The organism is Bacillus sp. FSL R7-0685, assembly GCF_038002425.1.
Classification (GTDB): domain Bacteria; phylum Bacillota; class Bacilli; order Bacillales; family Bacillaceae; genus Bacillus; species Bacillus subtilis.
Genome location: NZ_JBBOCN010000001.1, coordinates 2922379 through 2944427 on the forward strand (window position 1 = coordinate 2922379; position 22049 = coordinate 2944427).

A 22049-nucleotide genomic window follows, 5' to 3' on the forward strand; every position below is an offset into this window, starting at 1 on the left:
GTTCATCAGCCTGCATGTCTGCCTTTCTTTAAGAAACCTGGCAAACGGCGGCCTAAAATTTTCTGCAAAAATCCTAATCGGTAGCCGCAATACAGGTAGACAGCTCCGCCAACAGCGGCCGCGATCACCACAACAATCGCAGCTTGCAGCTGGCCATCCTGATAGGAAATAAAGAAGCCTAATACCCACTGCACGATTTTCACGGCAATACCCATAATGGCTGATAAGACAAGCATCAAAACAGTTCGTTTAACTAGTATCTTATACGAATAGCCTGCATGGCGCTTAATCATGATAAACCCATATAAAAGGGAAGCGATATATCCAAGCGCCGTCGCTAAAATCGCTCCGTCAGCCTGCATCAGCTTGATCAGCGGAACATTCAGCACAAGCTTGATCACGACGCCGATCACAAGGCTGACAACCGCAAATTTTTGCTTATTGATGCCCTGCAGAATGGCTGCGTTGACTGTAAACAAAGAGAACAGAATTGCGACTGGCGAATACCATAGCAAAATGTTTGCCCCCAGTTCAGGGTGAAGGCTCTCTGACCCGTAAAAGAACGTATACGTCGGTCCTGACAATAGAGAGATCCCAACAACAGCCGGAATAATTAAAAACAGGATCGTCTGCATCGTTTGATTAATCTGCTGATTTAACAGCTTATAGTTTCCGCTTGTAAACGATTCAGTAATCGTTGGAATTAATGTCAGTCCGAAAGCAGTTGCTAGGGAAACCGGGATCATCACGAGCTTCTGAACATACAGGGTTAGAATCGCAAGCATGTCTTGGCTGATGGCTTGATGACCGGCTTCAATCATCGCTTTGTTAAACGTATTTGTATCAATATAGTTATACAAAGGGATGGCTAGTCCGACAAAAACGTACGGAGCAGCATAGCTGAACAGCTCGAAAAACATTTTTTTGTAGCTTAGGTTTGCTGTCGGACCCGTATTCGGCATCATCGCCAGCAGGCTGCCCTTCCGTTTGTTCCAATAAATATAAAGCACGACCAGCCCTCCGAAGGCACCGATCAGCGCTGCGAAGGTTGCATAGCCCACAGCGATGACAAGGCCGCCGTTGAAAACCTTCAAAATCAAGAATGTCGCACTCAATAGAAAGATGATGCGGACAATCTGTTCAACGACTTGGGAAACAGCTGTCGGACCCATCATTTGGTGCCCTTGAAAGAATCCGCGGACAAGGCTCATAATCGGTACGACCAAAAGCGCTAAGCTGACCATGCGGATGACATAAACGACATGATCAATTGTCAAGCCGTTATTATCCTTGCCTCCCAGCGATATTTCCGCAAACATCGGAGCCGATAGATACAGAATGAAAAAGGCTATCATTCCTGTGACGAGCATAACCGACATGCCCGCCTTGAGCATTTTCCTGCTTGTCTCATAATCCCCTTTTGAATTATATTTGGAAACAAATTTAGAAACAGCGGCCGGAAAGCCCATCGTAGCAATATTCAAAAATAAAGTGTATTGGTTGTATCCGTATTGAAATAATGCACCGCCTGTCGCCCCGACCATAATGCTGAAGGGAATTAAATAGACCATCCCCAGAATCCGCGATATATATGTACCGAGCGTTAATACAAACGTGCCTCTTAACAGTTTGCTTGACATGTTTCTTCATCACCATTTTCTACGAAGATTCAACTTTTCTATTTTACCACAACTGGGCATTTAGACGGTAATAAATACAAAAGCAATCCTGTGAACATTCATGTCCGCGGCAAAAGACGTTTAAGGAGCGGCTTTCTTTCGCTATAATAGTACTGCGGACGGGGTGTCCGCACACGAAATGAAAAGAAAGTTGATGATAAAGATGAAACAATATGACGTAATCGTAATCGGCGGAGGCCCTTCAGGCTTGATGGCTGCGATTGCAGCAGGAGAACAGGGCGCTGGCGTGTTGCTGATAGATAAAGGAAATAAATTAGGACGGAAACTCGCGATTTCCGGGGGCGGCCGCTGTAATGTGACGAACCGCCTTCCTGTGGAAGAAATTATCAAGCACATCCCCGGCAACGGGCGTTTTTTATACAGCGCGTTTTCTGAATTTAATAATGAAGACATTATCAAGTTTTTTGAAAACCTCGGCATTCAATTGAAGGAAGAGGATCACGGCCGGATGTTTCCTGTGACCGACAAAGCCCAAAGTGTCGTTGACGCGCTGTTAAACAGGCTGAAGCAGCTCCGCGTAACAATCAGAACGAACGAGAAAATTAAATCTGTTATATATGAAGATGGACAGGCAGCAGGGATTGTGACGAATAATGGCGAAATGATCCATAGCCAGGCAGTCATTATCGCTGTAGGCGGTAAAAGCGTGCCTCATACCGGAAGCACGGGAGACGGCTATGAATGGGCTGAAGCCGCGGGCCATACCATAACAGAGCTGTTTCCGACAGAGGTTCCAGTCACTTCTGGCGAACCGTTCATTAAGCAAAAAACACTTCAGGGCTTATCACTAAGAGATGTAGCCGTTAGTGTGTTAAATAAAAAAGGCAAACCGATTATCACACATAAAATGGACATGCTGTTTACCCATTTCGGCCTCTCAGGACCTGCCATTCTCAGATGCAGCCAATTTGTCGTAAAAGAGCTGAAAAAACAGCCTCAAGTGCCGATCAGAATCGACTTGTATCCGGATATCAATGAAGAAACGCTTTTCCAAAAGATGTATAAAGAACTGAAGGAAGCACCGAAAAAAACCATTAAAAACGTGCTGAAGCCTTGGATGCAGGAGCGCTATCTCCTATTCCTGCTCGAAAAAAACGGCATCTCTCCGAACGTATCGTTTTCTGAGCTGCCGAAGGATCCTTTCAGACAATTTGTAAGGGACTGCAAGCAGTTTACTGTCCTCGCAAATGGCACACTGTCGCTTGATAAGGCATTTGTCACGGGAGGCGGGGTATCTGTAAAAGAAATTGACCCGAAAAAGATGGCTTCTAAAAAAATGGAGGGGCTTTATTTTTGCGGTGAAATTCTGGATATCCACGGCTACACAGGCGGATACAATATTACCTCCGCCCTTGTCACAGGCAGGCTTGCAGGGCTAAATGCCGGGCAATACGCCCGTTCTTAATCATTACTCTTTAAATCTCTTGCCGCCAAACTCACATTTGAACATTCCCCGCATTCATGTTAGGGTGAGACTTGTTTTGTTTCACCTGATTGCGGGGTAATTTTAAGAGAGGAATGAGCTGCCATCGTACGACCATACTAAGCCTGCGAGCAAGATATAGGCGTACACAAAAAATTAGAGGGTGAGAAATGTTGAAACATATATCTAGTGTATTTTGGATTGTGATTGCAATCACAGCTGCAGCTGTATTATGGGGTGTTATTTCTCCTGACAGCCTGCAAAATGTGTCTCAATCGGCACAAGCATTTATTACCGATTCATTTGGTTGGTATTATCTTTTAGTTGTCTCTTTGTTTGTCGGGTTTTGTCTCTTTTTGATTTTCAGCCCGATCGGAAAAATCAAACTCGGAAAGCCTGATGAAAAACCGGAATTCGGGTTATTATCATGGTTTGCCATGCTGTTCAGCGCAGGCATGGGAATCGGCTTAGTATTCTACGGTGCGGCTGAACCGATCAGCCATTACGCAATTAGCTCTCCATCAGGTGAAACAGAAACCCCCCAAGCCTTCAGAGATGCACTCCGCTATACGTTTTTCCACTGGGGTTTGCACGCTTGGGCCATTTATGCCATTGTGGCATTATGCATTGCCTATTTCCAATTCCGCAAAGGCGCACCCGGGTTAATCAGCAGCACACTGTCACCGATTCTCGGGGATAAAGTAAACGGACCGATCGGAAAGGCCATTGACTGTATTGCAGTTTTCGCCACTGTTGTCGGGGTGTCAACAAGTCTTGGTCTTGGCGCAACCCAAATTAACGGCGGTTTGAATTACCTGTTCGGCATTCCGAATGCGTTTATCGTCCAATTGGTTTTAATCATTATTGTGACAGTGCTCTTTTTACTTTCTGCGTGGAGCGGACTCGGAAAAGGAATTAAGTATTTAAGCAACACAAACATGGTATTGGCCGGATTGTTAATGTTGTTTATGCTCGTTGTCGGGCCTACAGTGCTGATCATGAACTCATTTACAGATTCTATCGGACAATACATTCAAAATATCGTTCAAATGAGCTTCAGACTGACACCGAACGATCCTGAAAAACGCGAATGGATTAACAGCTGGACGATTTTCTATTGGGCATGGTGGATTTCCTGGTCTCCATTTGTCGGCATTTTCATCGCCCGTGTATCCAGAGGCCGGACGATCCGCGAATTTTTAATCGGCGTCTTGGTGACACCTTGTATTTTGACATTTCTATGGTTCTCCATTTTCGGCGTATCAGCCATGGATCTCCAGCAAAAAGGCACGTTCAATGTAGCAAAGCTGTCCACTGAAACGATGCTGTTCGGAACACTTGATCACTATCCGCTGACAATGGTGACATCGATCCTTGCATTGATTCTGATCGCAGTATTCTTTATCACGTCTGCTGATTCAGCTACATTCGTGCTGGGCATGCAGACGTCGTACGGTTCTTTAAATCCGGCGAATTCTGTGAAACTCAGCTGGGGTATCATTCAGTCCGCCATGGCGGCTGTGCTCCTATATTCCGGAGGGCTTGCCGCTTTGCAGAACACAGCGATTCTGGCAGCGCTGCCGTTTTCTATCGTTATCCTGCTGATGATTGCCTCTCTCTATCAATCGCTCTCAAAAGAAAGAAGAGAGATCAAAAAAGCGGAGAAACTCGATAAACCGAGAAGTCCAAGAGTGAAAAAAGCATATTAACAAAAAAGATCTTTCCGCGCCTGCGGGAAGATCTTTTTATTTGCGATATAAAATAAGGGCGGAAAAACAGTAAAGCTGCTCGCCGTCTGGGTCGCACGCCGCCGAAACCGTATATTTGATATCAATCAGCTGCTCCTCCGATATCCCTTTTAAAAATGAATTGATTTCCGTTTGTAAGTCTTTTTCATGCTCTTCATCAAATACCGCTACCTTCAGCATTTTATCCGCTCTCCTTTCTCTATCAATCTATTCCGTTTGGAACAGCGTTATGATAGAGAAATGATGATTATCTCGTTTCCAGATAAAAAGCTTTCCGTATATGGGATTCCCTCTGTGGCTCGCCGCCTTGCTGCCCCACTTTCAGCAGCACGGCATAAACAATTCGCATATGGCAGTAGCTGATCAGGCTGACGCTGAAAAAAGGGACAATGCCGGGCAGGTACGCAAGCAAGAAAAAGAGAGCAACAGTCAGCGCAAGCATAGTAAGCGTATATTGCAAATACGCCACACTGAGCAAGAGCGAAAATTTCACATACAGACGTTTTTTCCAGTCAAAGTGGACGAGCAGCGGAAACACATAAAAAAGCATGGATACGAACAAAAAGCCAAATATCATAATGGCGAAGCGCAGGATGTGCAGAAGGAAATGACTTGGATAAATGAAGGCCAAATCAATATAAATGATCACTCCGATGAGCGCCAGAACAGCGCCGAGCAGATTTGAACGAAAAAATTCACCCTTGTATTCCTGCCAAAACGTTTTGAGCACGGGAACGTTGTCCTGCCCCTGAATCCACTTCCGCATGACAGCGAATAAAGCCGCGGTCGCGGGCATGATGCCAAACACGCCGAGACCGAGTAACGTAAAAAACAGCCACAGCAAGTTTGTATACGCAAATCTCATAATCCATTCGCAAAAACGCAGCATCCGTCCCAGTGAGCCATCATGTTCCATGGCGCCCCCTCCTTTTTTGCATTATACATTCTGCATCTGAAAAAGCTCTTTCATGCCGATCGGCTTCTTTTCGGCAACCGAGCGCCACATTCCCTCACCAACCGCGATGGAGTAGGCTCCAGCTTCAGCCCCGGCTAAAATATCATAGCGGCGCAGCGGGTCTTTTCCTAAAAAAAGATCCTCAAGCAAAAGCGGATCACCTCCGCCATGCCCCCCTTCATTTTTGACCACTTGTATCGTCTGCTTTGATTCAAAAAGCGGATAGTATTCGATTGTCTGCTCAGGAAAAGCAAACGGAATTCTGGAAGGTTCGTGAAATTCATTTGATTCAATACGCCCTTTTGTGCCGTTGATCGTCAGCCGGTAGCCTTCATACGGGGCCGAAAAAATAATCGAGTAGCTTAACAGTGCGCCGCCATCATATTTGACTGCCGCCACGTACGTATCCTCGATGTCAATTTCCTCGTCAAAAATACACGCGTCAGGCCTGTATGCAGTATATAAGCTGGACTGGTCTCCTGCTTCGAGATGATCATCCTTTATAGAAGCTTTAGAGGAACGGGGATGCCACCTTGAATAGTAGTGGCATTTTTCTTTGACCCGGCACGTCCCGCAAAAACGCCCGTCTTCTTCCGGCAAGGGGTTCCACTCACTGTCCGGCCCATAGTAATTCAAGGCGCCATAAGCAAATACCTCTTCCGGATTTTGCCCGAGCCACCAATTGACGAGATCAAAGTGATGTGTTGATTTATGGACAGAAAGGCCCCCGGAAAACTGTCTCGACCTGTTCCAGCGTTTAAAATAGCTGGCGCCATGATACGTATCAATATACCAATTTAAATCAACGGAGGTGACCCTGCCTATTTTTCCGTCCAGAATCATTTCTTTTATTTTCCGATGAAACGGGCTGTAGCGATAGTTAAACGCGACGGTGACTTTTCCTTCGCTTTTGGCCTCCGCTTCAAGCACCCGATTCGCATCCTGCACTGTTGTCACCATTGGTTTTTCAGTAATCACATCTGTATTCCACTGAAGACTTTTTACAATATATGTGACATGCGTATCGTCCCTGCCTGCCACAATGACGATATCAGGCTTTGACACGCGCATCATCTCGTCAAAAGCATCTTCGCTAAACTCGGGCACGTGGGCCAGCTCGGGAAATTTCTTCTTGCAAACGGCAAAACGTTTCGGATCGGCATCCAGCAATCCCGTAATCTCATAATGAGTTGAAAACCGCTCCAACAGCGGTTTGATAAACATACTGAATGCTCTGCTGCTCAATCCGCAAAAGACGATGTTCTTCAATATCCTCACCTCTATCGGGCTTCAGTTAGTTGAGAAATCAGCTGCAGCGCTTCCTCTGTTTTTTCAGCATACACAGGGATAAACGCCGCCATATCGCGATTCAATTGAAAAGAATAGCCGTTCAGCTGTTTTTTCCCTTTTTCGATCTGAACGGCATAGATCGTTTTTTCTCCTGTTTTTTTACTAACAGTTGTATAAGGAGATGTTTTTTCAGGAGGCAATCCGTTTAACGGCTGAAAATTTTCCGGATCATCGTAAGCTTGAAACATGTCTTCAGGCACGATAAAAACATCTCCTTCATGGGCGGTAATTTCAGTCAGCAGTTTTTCCTGAAAAGCTGGAAAGATATCGACCTTCCCGGCATTCTGCTCGGCGGCCTTTTTTATTTTTTCCTGTACGCCAGCCTGCATATCAGAAAAGAGAATGACATGCATTCCGTCCGGCCTGCTTGAGCATGATGCCAAAAAGAGCACTGAGACGATCACACACAAAGCCGTACGTATCTTTTTTGTCATTTCCCCGCTGACCTAAAAAGAGACTCCAGCTCTGTCATAGCTAAAATAAACGCGCCGGCTCCGTGCAGATCGTTTGTGCTTCTTTCGCGGCTGACATAATAGTCATAGAAACCGGCTGACGTTCCGACACATATGTCTTTGACGAGAAACGCGCCGGCTTCTGATGTTTCGGTTTTATGCTGAATCAAGCCTTGATACGCTTTAAGTAGTGTTGTTTCGTAAGCTCTGTCTAGATAGCCTTCATTGATTCCTTTTGCGATTGCGTACATGTACAGACAGGATCCTGAGCTTTCCAGCCAGTTATCAGACCTGTCTCCCTTATCAACGATCTGATACCATAGCCCCGTCTCTTTGTCTTGATAGCGGCAGATGCTTTCCATCATGTCCTGCAGCGTGTTTTTCCACACATGACGGTTTGGATGCTTCTTCGGCAGCTCTTCAATCATGTCAGAAAGAGACATGACATACCAGCCGATGGAACGTGCCCAAAATTCCGGTGAACAGCCTGTCTCTTCATTGGCCCAAGGCATTTTTTTCGCTTCATCCCAGGCGTGATAAAAAAGTCCGGTTTTTGAATCCTTCGTATGCTTTTTCATTAATGACTCCTGCAGCACGACCTGATCAAACAGCTCCGGCTCCTGCTTCAGATTGGCATATTTCAGTGCGAACGGCCCCCCCATGTATAAGCCATCAAGCCACATTTGGTAAGGATAACCGTCTTTGTGCCAAAAACCGCCCTCAGACGTCCGGTTTAGTGTTCCATATAAGCCGCGCAGCCTTTTTGCCGCTTTGACATACCGTTCATCCTTCGTCTGCTCGTATAATGGAAAAAGAATGAGACCCGCTTGAATGGCGTCCAGTTCATCTCTTCTAAATAATAGATTGCCATAATCATCGATTAAGAGATCTGCATAAGCCTTCGCATACTCAAAATACCGCTTTTCCCCGGTTGCTTCCCACAGCCGCAATACACCGCATAAGAAAACACCCTGGTGGTAGTGCCAGCGGTTTGCAGGAGGCAGCTCCTCGACTGTGTACGTATTCATAATGGTTTTTGCCAATGCCTCCGCGTACGTAAGAGGCGATTTTACAGCGATTGATTGATCCATTGATCCCATCCCTTTCTTAATAAATTCCTTCCTCGCCAAATTTCTTCGCTAAACGATTCGCAAGCATGACCAAAATCAGCCCGACCGCCGCTTTAAATACGCCGACTGCTGTACTGTAGCTGAATTGGCCCTGTTTCAGCCCTGCAGTATAAACATACGTATCAAAAATTTCCGCCACTTCCCTGTTAGTCGCATTTAACAGCAAATACACATGCTCGAAGCCAAGCTCCAGCGTGTCTCCGATTTTCAAAATCAGCAAAACGACGATAACGCTTTTAATGGCGGGCAGCGTAATATGCCACATTTGCCGCAGCCGTCCCGCTCCGTCCATTTTCGCCGCTTCATACAGCTGGGGGTCAACCGCTGTAATAGCCGCCAGATAAATGATCGTCGACCAGCCCGCTTCCCTCCAGATAACCTGCAGAATATACAGGGGCCGGAACCATTCTTCGTTCAGCAGAAAATTGATTTTTTCACCGCCAAAAAACACAATCAGTTCATTAATCAAGCCTCCGTCTACCGTTAAAAGCACAAACGAAAGCGATACAACAATGACCCAAGACATAAAATGCGGGATATAAATCAGCGTCTGAACAAATTTTTTAAAGAGAGCAATCCGCACTTCGTTCAATAGAAGCGCCAGCAGTATCGGCACCGGGAAAAATATGGCCAGGTTCAAAGCAAATAACACGAGCGTGTTTTTTAACAAGAGAAAAAATGTAGGCTCAGTAAACAGCCTGATAAAATGCTTCAGCCCCACCCACTCACTGCCCAAAATGCCGAGGAACGGCTGATAATCCTGAAACGCAATCACAATTCCCCACATCGGGACATACTTAAAAAGCAAAAAATAAATACACCCTGGCAAAATCATCAAGTACAAATATTTTTGCTGAATCAGCTTACTTAGTAAGCGCTTTCTTTTTTCTTTTTTAAAAATGACTGTATCAACAGCCGGCGCTTGCGCTTCTGCTGTTTTCATTTTTTCCCAGCCTCCTTTCACGGGTTCTTGCATTCACTGTAGCGCAGCAGGCAAAAGTCCGTCTACAATCATATGATCACATCCTGTTTTATCCCTTTATAATCAAGGGTTCAGGAGGTCCACCTGAAAAAAAGACACCGATATTAGAAAATGATTATTGACAATATCTATCAATCTTTGGATTAATTGTATTAAGGTGAAGTGGATGTTATGAAATGGGGGGTTTTATGAAAAGAAGCCAATACAAGTTTTACTACAAACTGATCACGTTTTTCTGCCTGCTCAGCACCATTCCGGTTATTTTGGTCGGATTGTTTTCGTACGAGCACTCTCAGAAAACGGCTATTTCCAACGTTTCAGAGGAAAAATTCGACACACTCCAGCAGACCCAGCAAAGCATCGAGCATATATTGAAAACCGTCGATCACTCTTTAACCCACTATGTGAGTTCGCCGCCTCTCCTTCGCACATTGTCCGAGCCTTTGCACTCAGACCAATTTCAAATCTATAACCAAGTGAACCAAGAGCTCAATTATCTGCAAAGCTTTGATACCGATCTGTCCAACATGACGTTAGTCAGTTATACGAAAAAATGGTACATGAACAATTCCGGTTTGTACCGTTTGAATACAGACACTCTTCATGAAGCAGCCTCAGCGTACACGAAACACAAAGCGAGCCGCTCCTATTGGGCGCTTGAGGAAAACAATCATTTGATTTCAACCAAAGAAGGCACATCAGAAAACTGCCGCTACAATATCAATTTAATTAAGCAGCTGCCTTTGAACAGCACAAATACAAAAGGATTAGCCGCCGCAAGCATCCCGAGCTGTTCGCTTGTCAAAAATATGCCTGACTATTCTAACGCCAACAACCTGTTTATCATGGATGAAAAAGGCCGCATCATCCTGCATAACAATATGTCTGACGTGGGAGAAAATCTTCATAACGACGGTTTTGTCCAAAAAATGCTGGCGCAAACCGCTAATAGCGGTCAGTTTGAAACAGTTATTGACCGGATTCATTATAAAGTCACCTATCAAAAATCCGATTATAACACGTGGACTTATTTTTCTCTCGTTTCCCTGCCTGAGCTAAAAAAAGAAGCCAAATCAATCGGCTGGATCACTTTTACAGTATGCCTTATTTTGTTAACGCTTTCATTATTGTTTTCTTGGCTGGGTTCCCGCCATTTTTACAAGCCGATCAGGGTGCTTTACGAATCATTCGCAAGGCATGGTGCCATACAAGAAAAACAGCCGCCTCAAAATGAATTTGAGTTAATTGAACAGAGCTTTAAGCAGCTGAAGGACAGAAATGATGATCTTGAAGAAACGATGAAGCAGCAAGCCACCCACCTGCAGCAATATTTTATGGTCAGGCTTATGCTCGGAAAACTGACGGATGAGGAGGTTAATAACCGTTTTGAAAGCCTCGGTTTAAAGCAAAATTGGCGGCACCTTGCCCTGCTTGTGCTCCAAATTGACACACTGAATCATACACCTTATGAGAAAAAAGATATGGATCTGCTTTTGTTTGCCGTCAACAGCCTGATTGAGCGCAGCATCCCGACGGACAAACATCTTGCCCCCGCCGTGGTGGACAAACAGCAGGCAACGATTTTGATCAATCAAAGCGGGACAAAGGAGGAATTCATGGCTGAGCTGAATGAGACTGCAAGGATGATTCAGGAAAAAGCGGAAGCTGAGCTGCAGCTGTCTGTCAGCATCGGCGTCAGCCAGCCGTTTGATGCGCTGACAAAGGCGAAAACAGCCTACGCTGAAGGTTCGGAGGCGTTGAAATACCGGCTCAAAGCAGAAAACAAATCGATTATCTTTTATGAAGACCTGGACCAGAAAAAAACCTTCAAAACCCATTTTCCCAAGCAGCTTCAGCATGAGCTGTTCGATGCCGTCAAAGCAGGAGACAAGGAGAAAGCGGACAAATGCCTGCACGCGATTTTGCAAGCCATTTTCACCCAGAACACCAACCCGTATCAATTTCAAATCGCCATCGCCCGTTTTTTGAACCATGTGATTGAGCTGATGCATGTGCTCGGGATCGAATTGTTTGAGCTTGAAGAAAACAAAATGCTGTATGACCAAATTTTTGAGCTGAAAACGTTCGAGGATACCGAAAACTGGCTAAAGAATGAGTTTATTGATCCGATGACAGACAAAGTGAACGCCCGCGCGGATGCCCAGTACAAAAATATTTCCGACAACATCATTCATATCATCCATCATGAGTTTGAATCCGAATTGACACTGGACGAAATCGCGCGCAGGCTGCATTACAACCCAAATTATTTAAGCAGCATTTTCAAAAAAGAAATGGGAATTTCATTCAGCGAGTATGTCTCAAGCTACCGACACCATATGGCGAAAAGCTGGCTTGCCGAAACAGACATGGCGGTCAAGGACATTGCCGAAAAGCTGAAATATAAAAACTCGCAAAATTTTATCAGATCATTTAAGAAGCTGGAGGGGATTACACCGGGAAACTACCGCCAGCAAAAAAGAAGCATGTAAAAAACCCAAAACCGCTTGCGCGTTTTGGGTTTTCCCAATGTTATTTTGCTTGTTTAAACGCTTCTTCGTATTCCTGAATAATTTGTTTTCCTCCGCTTGACTCCCATTTTTCCACTTCTTTATCGAACTGGCTTTCTGTGATGTCTCCAATCATATATTTATAAGTCGCGTCATCAATGATTTTCTTCAGTTCATCACCCCGTTCCGACTCCGATGCGGAATACAGGCTTTCAGCCGGGTTTGAGACGATAATCTTTTCATTGTCCTCGGTCAGCTCCTCGTACGCCGTCCGAAGCGGATCTCCAGTGTTTTTTAAGTAGGCTTTATCAATGGCAATTAAAGCGGACAGCGGCTGAATATCAGTCTGCCAGTCTTTTACCTGGCTTTCTTTGCGTGTAAACGTTTTGTCCGCACCTTTGTTGTAATGAACGCCGTCAATGCCATAAGTCATCAGGCTATAGACATCTTCTTCGGCAATTCGGTCAAAAAACGCCAAGATCCGTTTAAGCTCAGCTTCCGTTTTCACACTCGTTTTCGGGAAAGCAAACACGCCGTTATGGCCTCCTGATGCCCATACCCGCTCTTTCCCATCTGGGCCTTTTATGCGGTTGATGATCTCGAGCTTCATTGATTTATCAGAGGCATGGTCGCGCAGATTGACCGCATCTACCATATTGCCAATATAAATTCCGGCTTTTCCTTGAGAAAACAGCTCCTGCTGCTGGGTTTTGCTCGTGACGGGAAAATCCTTATTCATATACCCGTTATCACGCAGCTTTTTCATATAGTTCATCGTGTCTTTGTATTCCTGTGTCATGAAATCAGGCGTGAATTTGCCGCCCGATTCCTTCCAATCTGTCGGCATGCCTTCATACGAGCCAATCGTTTTAAACGCGCCGTAAATCAAGTCATTACGGTCTGTCAGCCCGATCGTATCATCTTTCCCATCCTTGTCCGGGTCGTCCTCCGTAAATGCTTTGGCCACTTCATAAAGCTCATCCAACGTTTTCGGGGTTTTCAAATTTAAATTGTCCAGCCAGTCCTTCCGAATGACGATCCCCTGTCTGGAAAGCGGGCGCTCTCTGTATATCCCGTAGAGCTTGCCGTCAATTGTCACATTTTTATTAATGAGTTTGTTCATTTTGTTTAAGTTGGGATAATCCTTGATATAATCGCCGATTTCCCAAAACATTCCTGACCGAAAGGCATTCATGACTGACGAATTTTTAATATCCTGGATGGTCACGATTTGCGGAAGATTCCCGGCTGCAAGCGCTGCATTCAGCCTGTCTTCTTTCACCGCGTCTGGAACCCAGGTGATGTCGAGTTCTGTATTTGTCAGCTTTTCAATTTCTTTAATCGCCCTGTCTTTCGGCGGCTGCTGGTGATACAAAATCGCCATCCAAGACAGCTTTACCTTTGAATCTGGGCCAGCTTTGCCTTCAGCCGAAGACTGATCAGCTCCTTTACAGCCCGCCAGCACTCCGCCGAGTGCCAGTACAAGCACAATCAAAAGCACCCTCCATTTGTTTCCCATCGTACCCCTCCGTTTCATATTTCTTTATCCTTTGACAGATCCCAGCAAAGCTCCTTTTGCAAAATGCTTTTGTATAAACGGATAGACAAGCAGAACCGGGATGGTCGCCACCACTATGACCGCCATTTTAATCGTTTGCTCAGGCGGCGGGCTGCCCGACCCCATTTCAGACATATCCCCCTGCATACCGCTTGATACAATGACGATTTGGCGCAGAAGCACCTGAATCGGCCATTTTGCTGAATCATTTAAGTACAAGATCGCTGTCATATACGTGTTCCAATACGTGACCGCATAAAATAGTGAAATCGTTGCGATCGCAGGAAGAGACAGCGGCAGCACAATTTTAAAGAATATGCCCAGATCATTGCACCCGTCAATTTTCGCGGACTCTTCCAGGCTTGATGGGATATTTTGAAAGAAGTTTTTCAGAATGATCAGGTTAAAGGCATTAATGGCTGTCGGCAAAATAAGCGCCCAGTAAGAATCGAGCAATCCAAGCGATTTGACCACAAGGAAAGTCGGAATCATGCCGCCGCTAAACAGCATCGTAAATACGACGAGAAACATGAGCGGCTGCCGGCCGATTAAATCACGGCGGGATAACCCATAAGCCATCAGTGAAGAAAGAAACATGCTGACCGCAGTGCCTATCACTGTCACAAACACAGAAACAAGCAAACTCTTATAAATAATATCTGTTGAAAAAATGTAGCGATAAGCATCTAGCGAAAAAGTGGTCGGTATTAAAATGAATTTTTTCGACACGACTTCTTCTACTGTGGCGAAAGATGCTGCGATGACATGAATGAACGGAAGTACGCATATTAAAGCGAACATCAGCAAGAAACCATAAATCAACATATCAAACAGACGGTTTTTCAGTGAATGTGCGATAGCTCCCACCTCTCTTTGTAAGCGTTATCATGTTTTTGAAAACCGAGCTCAGCATGTGACGATATCGTGTCTAAAATGTAGCAAATCTGTGATTGCCATGTCTATAATCATTTGAACAGAGTCCCCGGCCGGGCGGGGGCTGCCGCGAATTGAGACCGATAACAAAAGAAAAAGAGCATAATCTTAGAAAATGATTATGCTCCGTTCTCCTCCCCGTTCAGAAGTTCGGCCGTATTGATTTGTGGCGAAAACCCAAGTTCATTCACGGCAGATTCAATGGACCATGGCCGGCCCGGATTATCAGAGACGGCGTAATAAGTGCCATACCGGATGTTGGTCTCAATGGCGGCTTTGAAAATCGACAGCAGATCGGGGTGAGAAAGCAGTGTCTTTTTCGTCCGTTCTTTTTCATGCAGCGTATCCATTTCATCTGTCACGACTGTTCCGATTCGAAGGTTGATTACTGATAGCTTATTTTCCAAATAAAACAAATGGCCGATCTGTTCAGAGGTCAGCTTTAATACACCGTACAAGTTTTTTGACAGCGGATAATCGCTTGTTGTGATTTCCCGTCCTAAGAGCGAGCGCCCGTCTTTTTCATATACATCTGTGACATGATTGCTGCTGGCGAACACGAGCTTTTGAATGCCGAGCTCCGCTGCCGCACGGCACAGATAATAGCTTGCCCTATAGAAAACATCCGTCATTTTTTCAAACTCAGCGATGTCCATAATATCGTATTTGATTTTCACAGCGAGTAAATTCAAGATGGCATCGGTATCTTTTGGAATCTTCTTCAACAGCTCCTCATAATTTGCCGCGTCAGCCTGAATGGAAGAGGCTTTGCCATCGAAATGATCTTTATCAAGCACAGTCACTTCATAGTCTGAAATAAGCCCTTCAGCAAGCAGTCTCCCAATCACACCATTTCCGCCGGCGATCAGCACTTTTTTCACGATGTTCACTCCCCTTTTTTATAGATTGCCCATTTTCGGCGGGGCTGACACTTTTTTGGCACTCACATTCTTAGGCTTATTCAAAAGTCACCGGCAGCTCCTCAAGCGCCCGAAATCCAAAAAGCGGCCGATACCGCCATTCAAAATTCGCAAGATTAAGGCTGGGCATTCGCTGCAGAAGAGTGTTAATCGCAATTTGCGCTTCTAATCGTGCCAGCGAGGACCCTAAGCAAACATGATGGCCATGCCCGAATGAAAGATGCGGATTAGGACTTCTCGTAATATCGAAGACATCGGGGTTCGTGAATATGCTAGGGTCTCGATTAGCCGCTCCTAACAAAAGATAGACTTGTTCTCCTTGACGGATCGTCACCCCGCAGATGTCAATATCCTCTGACGCAACTCTGGCTGTCATTTGCGTGGGGCTTTCATAGCGTAAACATTCCTCGACTGCGGTACCAATAAGATCTGGATTTTCTCTCAGTTTCAAAAGCTGTTCTGGATGCTGCAGCAGACAAAGGACTGAATTGCTGATGAGATTGACCGTTGTCTCATGTCCGGCGATCGCCAGCAATATGCACGTAGATGCCGCCTCCTCTTCCGTCAGCTTATCCTTTTCTCTCCCCTTCAAGAGCATGCTGATCATATCCTGTTGAGGGTGGCGTTTTCTCTTTTGAATCAGCTCTTTGAAATATGCCATAGCCTGCACAGCCATAATATTGCCCTCTGTTAATGCCTTTCTTGAGCGGGTAAAATCAATCGTTTGAATGAGACTCGCAGCCCACTCCTTTAATTGCTCCCTATCTTCCTCCGGTACACCTATAATGTTAGCTATGACAAAACTTGCTAAAGGAAAAGCAAAGTCCGAAATGACCTCCATCTTTTTTTTACCTTGCACTTGATCAAGCAAATGATGGACAGTTTCAATGATATACGGCTGATAACTCTCTGTCGTTCTCGGCGTAAACGCTCCGCTGGCAAGCGTCCGCAATCGTCTATGATCAGGCCGGTTCTGAAACAGCATCATTTGATTTTGCACATGTGAAAGGTCCTGATATTTGGTTGAGCTCTCAGGCAGCGGGGTGCGGACTTTGAATCTCGCATCTTTCAAAATAGCAGCCGTTTCTTCATATCCTGTGACATACCAGCCCGGATATTTTAAGAAACTCCCTTTATAGATAGGATGAACAGCTCGCAATGTGTCGTAAAAAGAATATGGGTTTTTCAAAAACTCATAAGATGCAGTTGACGATGCAATTGTCACGTGATTTTCTCCTTTCTGTTCAAAAATAAAAGCAATCGACATCATACCGATTGCTTTTATTGATTCTTTCAGCTTTTCGCACTTAAACTGGCCTTCATTTCTTCGACTGATTCAACTTCAAAGCCTAAATCACTCAGCATTTTATGATCCTCCGTCTCCTCTTGCCCGGCAGTTGTTAAGTAGTCTCCGACAAAAATGGAGTTTGCGGCGTAAAGCCCTAATGGCTGCAATGAGCGGAGATTGACCTCTCTTCCTCCGGAAATGCGAATTTCTTTTGATGGATTGATAAAACGGAACAGCGCCAGCACTTTTAAACAATACAGCGGGTTTAATTCGTTGACGCCTTCTAACGGCGTGCCATCAATTGCATGCAAAAAATTCACAGGAATGGAATCCGCGTCAAGAGCCTTCAAGCTTTTGGCGATGTCAATGACATCCTGTTTCGTCTCCTTCATCCCAATAATGGCGCCGGAACACGGAGAAAGTCCCGATTCTTTTGCGATTTCAACCGTATTGACTCTGTCATCGTATGTATGTGAGGTCGTGATGTTTGAATGGTTTCTCTGTGACGTATTCAAATTATGATTATAGCGGTCTACTCCGGCATCTTTGAGACGCTTCGCCTGCTCTGGCTTCAACAGTCCGAGACACGCACAAACCTTCAGTCCATACGTCTCTTTAATTTCCTGAACCGCATCTACGACCTGATCCACTTCTCTGTTAGACGGCCCTCTGCCGCTTGCCACGATACAATATGTGCCGATATTCAGATCGTGCGCCCGCTTCGCGCCTTCAAGCAGTGTTTCCTTATTCACCATCCGGTAAGACTCAATCGGCGCTTTCGAAATCGCAGACTGTGAACAATAGCCGCAGTTTTCCGGGCAGAGCCCGGATTTCGCATTCATAATCATATTGAGCTTTACTTTTTTTCCATAAAAGTGTTTTCTGATATGAAAAGCTCCATGCATTAATAGCAAAATATCTTCATCAGGACAATGTAATATTGAAAGCGCCTCTTCGTCAGTCACTTCTGCTCCAGCCAGCACCCGGTCTGCGAGTTCCATCCATTGATTCATTCTCATACCCCCACTTGATTCATCAGTAATGATAGATTGATATGGTCTTTTACCATATGTAGAACCGTTTCTTTCGTCACGTTGGCAAGCTTTGGCGTAACCCCTAAAATCGGCACACCGCATAAGCGCTCAATCATCTCAGGATTGGTTTTTTCATCTTCATCAGGAGAGTCACTGATTCCATTGATGATAATTCCGGCAATTGGAAGCCCCATGCTTTCTGCATATTTGACAGTTAAAAAGGTATGATTAATGGTTCCAAGGTGAGGACGTGCCACAATAATCATGGGAAGCTGCAACGCTTTTATGACATGACTGACCAAATAGTCCTCTCCCAATGGCACAGAAATACCGCCTGCACCTTCTACGATGAAGCATTCATGTTTTTCTCTAATCCGTCCCCAATGGCTTAAAACCTCTTCCATGGTGACAGTCTTTCCCTCAAGTTTCCCTGCAACGTATGGTGCAAGCGGCGCTTTGAAGGCAAAAGGCGTAATGTCTTCATGAGAAAGACTGGTCTGCGACATGTCTTTCAGCAGACTAGTATCACTATCTGGATGATGACGTGATATCCCGCTTAAAAATGGTTTATACACCCCAACATCTCTATTATGTTCTTTCAATAAAGCGGCGATTCCGCTGGATATAACCGTTTTCCCTACTTCTGTATCAGTTCCCGTCACAAAAAAACCCCTCAAATGATATGCAGCTCCTTTCCGATTGAATGAAATGTTTTCAGCAAATCATCAATATCACCCATACTGTGGTCAGACGTGATTGTAATTCGAATACGGCTTTCACCCGGCGCAACGGTCGGCGGCCGAATGGCAGGAGCATAAATTCCCTTGCCCTGCAGTTTTTCAGCAAATATGACCGTTTTATGGGCATCGCCAATGACTACAGGAATAATCGGTGTGTGATCTCCTTTCACCACATACCCCATATTCATCAGACTGGTTCTGATCATACTGATATAAGAAAATAAAAGCTGTCGTTTTTCCCTGCTGGCTTCAATGATGTTGAAAGCCTCGTGAGCAGCCGCACAGCTGGCTGGCGGAATAGCGGTTTGAAAGATAAATGTTCTGGCATGGTTCAGCAAAAAGTCGATGAGGACCGCTGATCCTGCCGCAAAACCTCCTTCCGCGCCAACAGCTTTGCTTAAGGTGCCGATCACAATGTCGGGACAAACACCAAAGTATTCACTCGTTCCTCGTCCCGAATCGCCTAAAACTCCTGTTGCGTGGGCGTCATCAACGACCACGAAGGCATGATAGCGTTTCGCAAGTGAGATGATCTGATCAAGAGGGGCGATTGTACCATCCATGCTGAATACCCCGTCTGTTACGATAAAACGGCGCTGATAACGCTGTGTTTCATTCAGCTTATTTTCAAGATCATTCATATCAATATGCCGATAAACAACTGTATCAGCCTTAGAAAGTCGGCAGCCGTCGATCATACTTGCATGATTGAGCTGGTCACTTAAAATGACATCTTCCTTTTCTGGCAAGGATGAAAGGACACCGACATTGGCCAAGTAACCGCTCGAAAACAGCAGGGCCGCTTCTGTCCGCTTAAAGCTGGCAATCTTCTTTTCTAGCTTTTCATGCCAGACTGAATTGCCTGTCGTTAAACGTGAACCGCTGCTTCCTGTCCCAAATTGCTGCAATGCTGTTTGGGCTGCATCGATCAAACGTCTATCGCTTGCGAGCCCTAAATAATTGTTTGAGGACCAGACCTTTTGATTTTCGCCATCAATGTTCCTCTCTGGAACCGGTGCCCCATTCATTGACCGCAGGTTACGGTGTATGCCGGCTTCCTTTGCTATGTCTAACCGCTCGTTTAACCAGGAATCAATCTTCAAGGCTCGTAACCTCGTGGATCGCTTGTTTCATAATGGCAACCATTTCCGAGAGCTCTTCAGCTGTGCTGGCAAGAGGAGGAAGAAATGCAATCACGTCCCCAAGCGGTCTTGTCAGCATTCCTAACTCTCTCATTTTTAAGGAAACTTTGTATCCAATCCGCCGATCAGCCGGGTAAGGTTCTTTAGTTTCCTTTGATCGTACAAGCTCTGCACCGCACATAAAGCCAAGCTGCCGAATATCCCCAACATGAGGAAGAGCGTGCAGATCTTGAAGAAGAAAATGGAGCTTTTTACTTTTTTCCGCTACTTGTTCCACAATGTTTTCAGATTCAAATAATGCCAGATTTTCAAGCGCAACCGCACAGCCAAGCTGATTGCCTGTATAGGAATGGCCATGGAAAAAGGTTTTTAGGTTTTCATAATCATCATAAAATGCCTTATAGATGTCTTCAGTGGCAAACGTAACGGCAATTGGCAAATAGCCTCCTGTAATGCCTTTACCGGCAGCCATCAGATCAGGCTGGACATTCTCGTGCTCGCACGCAAACATTTTTCCTGTACGGCCAAAGCCTGTAGCGACTTCATCAACGATCATTAAGACATCGTATGTTGTACATAGCTCGCGCACCCCTGCCAAATATCCTTCCGGCATCACAATCATACCGGAAGCCCCTTGTACCATTGATTCAATGGAAAGCGCAGCAATTTCCTCGTGATGTTCCTTAAGCAGCTGTTCAAGCTCTCGGAGGCACTGATCACGGCACTCATCAGGATCACCGCTTTCAGAGCGATACACATAAGGAATCGGAGCCTTGTAACTCTCGAACATCAACGGGCCGTATACGTGGTGAAAAAGCTCAATTGAACCGACACTGACGGCGCCAATCGTATCACCGTGATACCCGTTTTTCATTGCGATAAATTTTTGTTTCTCGGGCTTCCCGATGTTCTTCCAATACTGAAACGCCATTTTTAGGGCTATTTCCATCGCCTCTGCGCCGCTGTCTGAATAAAAGACCCGCGTGAGCTTTTTTGGGCTGATGTTGATTAATGTTTCGGCAAGCTGGGTTGCTGGAACATTGGTCATGCCCAATAACGTGGAGTGCGCAATTTTTCCGAGCTGTTTTTTTATGGCATTATCTAGTTCTTTTTTGCGGTGTCCGTGGACATTAAGCCAAACTGATGAAAAACCGTCATAGTATTCCTTGCCATTTATGTCTTTGACTTTGATTCCAGTCCCGCTTTCGATGATTAAGGGGTTTTCATCATAATCTTTCATTTGGGTAAATGGCAGCCAGAGGTGCTTTTTACTTTTTTCTATCAAATCATGAGTCATGATCTTCCTCCCACTCTATTAAAATAGGCTGCCTCTCCAGGTCATGTATGTACGTGTTTACATCATTGGATCCATCAATAAAAAAGACTCGGCAGCCCTCTTCAGTCCCGTATTCTTTCATTGCTGTAATACGCTGATAGCCCATTTTCTTACCCGCAACATAGCCTGTTATGTAATCCGGATCGTCCGACCAGCATAATTCTGCAACGGCTGCCGGGTGCCGGCTTACCTTTGAAGCGAGCGCAAGGGCCTCTTTTATTCTTGAATGAGCTGGCACGTGACTGTGAAGCGCCCATTTTTCAAAATTAGCGTCCGGCCAATCCATTCTGGAGACCCGCACCCCTTTTTCTTTTGTTTGATCCATTCGCTTTCCTGTATGAATATCAAACAACACCGCACCCCTGACATCTGACCATTCAGGGATTTGTTCATATGCTTTTTCAATCACGTCTCGTGAAACGCCTTCTTTTTCCAATAACAATCGGGCCAGCTTTTGTCCTTCTTCCGGGCAGCTCACTTCATTCGTATGGACAGGCAATGGCTGAATGGTTTTTATCGATTCATATACCTCTTCAAATTGAATTTGCATAAAATCAGGTTTTCCTCTTGAATGGGATAACCCTTTTTCTAATAAAGCATTGACTGTATGCTTCATCTCATGGAAAGGTATAAGCCGTTCTCCGCCGGATATATGCTTTCCGCCGTCTTCATGAGATCCATTCATAGAAGCCCTCATTCTGACACTATAAAAAGTTTCTTCTTGCATCATTTCTCGCCCTTTCACTGATAACTGAAGAACGTGCAGTGCTTCTCACCTTAATTGTTAACCAATTATATTTTAAGGTTAACAATTAGAATATATTATTCTCTCCTGTTTCTGTCAATAG

19 protein-coding genes are annotated in these 22049 nt (G+C 45.2%); 3 read left to right on the plus strand and 16 right to left on the minus strand.

Annotated elements, in window-relative coordinates; all coding sequences use genetic code 11:
* Positions 1-5 precede the first annotated feature (5 nt).
* Positions 6-1640: a lipid II flippase MurJ gene (gene murJ, locus MKY50_RS15290; protein ID WP_015251430.1), complete on the minus strand. Its 1635-nt coding sequence runs from the start codon at positions 1638-1640 to the stop codon at positions 6-8.
* 202 nt (positions 1641-1842) lie between these two features.
* On the opposite strand from murJ, the gene MKY50_RS15295 reads away from it, so the two are divergent.
* Both MKY50_RS15295 and opuD read left to right on the plus strand, forming a co-directional pair.
* A complete protein-coding gene (locus tag MKY50_RS15295; protein ID WP_072173641.1) occupies positions 1843-3105 on the plus strand; it encodes a BaiN/RdsA family NAD(P)/FAD-dependent oxidoreductase in 1263 nt (420 codons plus the stop codon).
* A gap of 188 nt (positions 3106-3293) precedes the next feature.
* Positions 3294-4832 carry a glycine betaine transporter OpuD gene (opuD, locus tag MKY50_RS15300; protein ID WP_015384403.1) on the plus strand — a complete coding sequence of 513 codons (1539 nt, stop codon included), beginning with the start codon at positions 3294-3296 and terminating at the stop codon, positions 4830-4832.
* A 36-nt stretch (positions 4833-4868) separates the two neighbouring features.
* Here opuD and MKY50_RS15305 read toward each other — a convergent pair whose 3' ends face one another.
* The 6 genes from MKY50_RS15305 to rmgP form a co-directional block, all read right to left on the minus strand.
* Positions 4869-5051: a sporulation protein Cse60 gene (locus tag MKY50_RS15305; protein WP_003223398.1), complete on the minus strand. Its 183-nt coding sequence runs from the start codon at positions 5049-5051 to the stop codon at positions 4869-4871.
* 67 nt (positions 5052-5118) lie between these two features.
* A complete protein-coding gene (locus MKY50_RS15310; RefSeq protein WP_187001867.1) occupies positions 5119-5787 on the minus strand; it encodes a YesL family protein in 669 nt (222 codons plus the stop codon).
* A 21-nt stretch (positions 5788-5808) separates the two neighbouring features.
* Positions 5809-7095, minus strand: a complete 1287-nt coding sequence (locus tag MKY50_RS15315; RefSeq protein ID WP_128993295.1) for a Gfo/Idh/MocA family protein — start codon at positions 7093-7095, stop codon at positions 5809-5811.
* An 11-nt stretch (positions 7096-7106) separates the two neighbouring features.
* Positions 7107-7610: a rhamnogalaturonan transport/degradation protein RmgS gene (rmgS, locus tag MKY50_RS15320; RefSeq protein ID WP_213385753.1), complete on the minus strand. Its 504-nt coding sequence runs from the start codon at positions 7608-7610 to the stop codon at positions 7107-7109.
* Positions 7607-8728, minus strand: a complete 1122-nt coding sequence (rmgQ, locus tag MKY50_RS15325) for an unsaturated rhamnogalacturonyl hydrolase (RefSeq protein WP_341116895.1) — start codon at positions 8726-8728, stop codon at positions 7607-7609. Before rmgQ ends, rmgS begins: the two co-directional genes overlap by 4 nt.
* A gap of 7 nt (positions 8729-8735) precedes the next feature.
* Positions 8736-9701: a polygalacturonan/rhamnogalacturonan ABC transporter permease gene (rmgP, locus tag MKY50_RS15330; protein WP_015251423.1), complete on the minus strand. Its 966-nt coding sequence runs from the start codon at positions 9699-9701 to the stop codon at positions 8736-8738.
* A gap of 215 nt (positions 9702-9916) precedes the next feature.
* Here rmgP and MKY50_RS15335 point away from each other — a divergent pair, with 215 nt between their 5' ends.
* A complete protein-coding gene (locus MKY50_RS15335) occupies positions 9917-12232 on the plus strand; it encodes a helix-turn-helix domain-containing protein (protein ID WP_341116896.1) in 2316 nt (771 codons plus the stop codon).
* 40 nt (positions 12233-12272) lie between these two features.
* Here the strand turns inward: MKY50_RS15335 and MKY50_RS15340 are convergent, their stop codons facing one another.
* From MKY50_RS15340 to bioW, 9 genes are all read right to left on the minus strand, one after another.
* A complete protein-coding gene (locus MKY50_RS15340) occupies positions 12273-13769 on the minus strand; it encodes an extracellular solute-binding protein (protein ID WP_341116898.1) in 1497 nt (498 codons plus the stop codon).
* A gap of 24 nt (positions 13770-13793) precedes the next feature.
* Positions 13794-14654 carry a carbohydrate ABC transporter permease gene (locus tag MKY50_RS15345; protein ID WP_010886597.1) on the minus strand — a complete coding sequence of 287 codons (861 nt, stop codon included), beginning with the start codon at positions 14652-14654 and terminating at the stop codon, positions 13794-13796.
* Between the two features lie 206 nt (positions 14655-14860).
* Positions 14861-15622: an NAD-dependent epimerase/dehydratase family protein gene (locus tag MKY50_RS15350; RefSeq protein ID WP_014477703.1), complete on the minus strand. Its 762-nt coding sequence runs from the start codon at positions 15620-15622 to the stop codon at positions 14861-14863.
* A 76-nt stretch (positions 15623-15698) separates the two neighbouring features.
* On the minus strand, positions 15699-16886 hold the full coding sequence (bioI, locus tag MKY50_RS15355) for a biotin biosynthesis cytochrome P450 (protein ID WP_341116899.1): 1188 nt from the start codon (positions 16884-16886) through the stop codon (positions 15699-15701).
* A 68-nt stretch (positions 16887-16954) separates the two neighbouring features.
* Positions 16955-17962 carry a biotin synthase BioB gene (bioB, locus tag MKY50_RS15360; protein ID WP_015251417.1) on the minus strand — a complete coding sequence of 336 codons (1008 nt, stop codon included), beginning with the start codon at positions 17960-17962 and terminating at the stop codon, positions 16955-16957.
* Between the two features lie 2 nt (positions 17963-17964).
* Positions 17965-18660: a dethiobiotin synthase gene (gene bioD, locus MKY50_RS15365; protein ID WP_213379564.1), complete on the minus strand. Its 696-nt coding sequence runs from the start codon at positions 18658-18660 to the stop codon at positions 17965-17967.
* Positions 18657-19826: an 8-amino-7-oxononanoate synthase gene (bioF, locus tag MKY50_RS15370; RefSeq protein ID WP_151262384.1), complete on the minus strand. Its 1170-nt coding sequence runs from the start codon at positions 19824-19826 to the stop codon at positions 18657-18659. The genes bioD and bioF overlap by 4 nt, the downstream gene beginning before the upstream one ends.
* On the minus strand, positions 19816-21162 hold the full coding sequence (bioA, locus tag MKY50_RS15375) for an adenosylmethionine--8-amino-7-oxononanoate transaminase (RefSeq protein ID WP_341116901.1): 1347 nt from the start codon (positions 21160-21162) through the stop codon (positions 19816-19818). The genes bioF and bioA overlap by 11 nt, the downstream gene beginning before the upstream one ends.
* Positions 21152-21928: a 6-carboxyhexanoate--CoA ligase gene (gene bioW / locus MKY50_RS15380; protein WP_017695466.1), complete on the minus strand. Its 777-nt coding sequence runs from the start codon at positions 21926-21928 to the stop codon at positions 21152-21154. The genes bioA and bioW overlap by 11 nt, the downstream gene beginning before the upstream one ends.
* Positions 21929-22049 lie beyond the last annotated feature (121 nt).

What these genes read in the sequence shown, in the direction of transcription:
- murJ (WP_015251430.1), bottom strand. Translation starts at nt 1,640, where the DNA reads ATGTCAAGCAAACTGTTAAGAGGCACGTTTGTATTAACGCTCGGTACA.
- MKY50_RS15295 (WP_072173641.1), top strand. Translation starts at nt 1,843, where the DNA reads ATGAAACAATATGACGTAATCGTAATCGGCGGAGGCCCTTCAGGCTTG.
- opuD (WP_015384403.1), top strand. Translation starts at nt 3,294, where the DNA reads ATGTTGAAACATATATCTAGTGTATTTTGGATTGTGATTGCAATCACA.
- MKY50_RS15305 (WP_003223398.1), bottom strand. Translation starts at nt 5,051, where the DNA reads ATGCTGAAGGTAGCGGTATTTGATGAAGAGCATGAAAAAGACTTACAA.
- MKY50_RS15310 (WP_187001867.1), bottom strand. Translation starts at nt 5,787, where the DNA reads ATGGAACATGATGGCTCACTGGGACGGATGCTGCGTTTTTGCGAATGG.
- rmgS (WP_213385753.1), bottom strand. Translation starts at nt 7,610, where the DNA reads ATGACAAAAAAGATACGTACGGCTTTGTGTGTGATCGTCTCAGTGCTC.
- rmgQ (WP_341116895.1), bottom strand. Translation starts at nt 8,728, where the DNA reads ATGGGATCAATGGATCAATCAATCGCTGTAAAATCGCCTCTTACGTAC.
- rmgP (WP_015251423.1), bottom strand. Translation starts at nt 9,701, where the DNA reads ATGAAAACAGCAGAAGCGCAAGCGCCGGCTGTTGATACAGTCATTTTT.
- MKY50_RS15335 (WP_341116896.1), top strand. Translation starts at nt 9,917, where the DNA reads ATGGGGGGTTTTATGAAAAGAAGCCAATACAAGTTTTACTACAAACTG.
- MKY50_RS15340 (WP_341116898.1), bottom strand. Translation starts at nt 13,769, where the DNA reads ATGGGAAACAAATGGAGGGTGCTTTTGATTGTGCTTGTACTGGCACTC.
- bioB (WP_015251417.1), bottom strand. Translation starts at nt 17,962, where the DNA reads ATGAATCAATGGATGGAACTCGCAGACCGGGTGCTGGCTGGAGCAGAA.
- bioA (WP_341116901.1), bottom strand. Translation starts at nt 21,162, where the DNA reads ATGACTCATGATTTGATAGAAAAAAGTAAAAAGCACCTCTGGCTGCCA.
- bioW (WP_017695466.1), bottom strand. Translation starts at nt 21,928, where the DNA reads ATGCAAGAAGAAACTTTTTATAGTGTCAGAATGAGGGCTTCTATGAAT.